Raw genomic sequence first — 689 nt, 5'->3', positions numbered from 1 at the left:
GGGGTGCGCAACTGCGCCAATGCTGGAAGGCTGGAGCGATCCGATCGAGGATGGGGTGCGCGGTCGTGTCCGGGCCTGCATCGAGGCGATCCTCGAGGAGGAGCTGGAAGCCGCTCTTGGGCGCGGTCGCTACGAGCGGTCGGAGAAAGGCCCACGCGGCTGGCGCAACGGGCATCGCGACCGGCAGGTGATTGGCACGTTCGGGCCCGAAACGGTGCAGGTGCCGCGGGCGCGGCTGGCGCGCGAAGACGGCGGCACGACCGAATGGCGCTCGCAAGGGCTGCGCCGCTATCAGCGGCTAACGAAGCGGGCGGAAGCGCTGATCGCGGGAGCTTACCTGGCGGGCACGAACACGCGCCGCGTCAGACGCGCCCTCTCGGCGCTCTTCGAGGGTGCCGTCGGCAAGGACGTCGTCAGCCGGGCATGGCGGAAGGTGAAGACCGACTGGCAGGCCTGGAACGCGCGCGACCTTGGCGACGAGGACATCGTCCGCCTGATCCTGGACGGCACGGTCGTCCGCACGCGACTTGATCGCAAGGCGACGGCAATTTCGCTGCTCGTGGCCATCGGCGTGCGCCGCGATGGTCAGAAGGTGCTTTTGGGCCTCAGGAGCATGGGCGGGGAGAGCGCCGCGGCCTGGACCGCCTTCCTCGAGGATATGACCAGGCGCGGGCTGAAGGCGCCCGAGC

Annotated in this window: 1 protein-coding gene; it reads left to right on the top strand. The window is 70.0% G+C overall.

Annotated features, from left to right (window positions below):
• Positions 1-19: 19 nt before the first annotated feature.
• The coding region (locus DR046_RS23075) for a transposase (RefSeq protein ID WP_209313655.1) at positions 20-689 on the top strand (670 nt) is incomplete at its 3' end.

The sequence above is a fragment of the Jannaschia formosa genome (assembly GCF_003340555.1).
GTDB lineage: Bacteria > Pseudomonadota > Alphaproteobacteria > Rhodobacterales > Rhodobacteraceae > Jannaschia > Jannaschia formosa.
The sequence above is the reverse complement of the archived record's forward strand: the minus strand, read 5'-3'. Positions and strand labels throughout refer to the sequence as shown.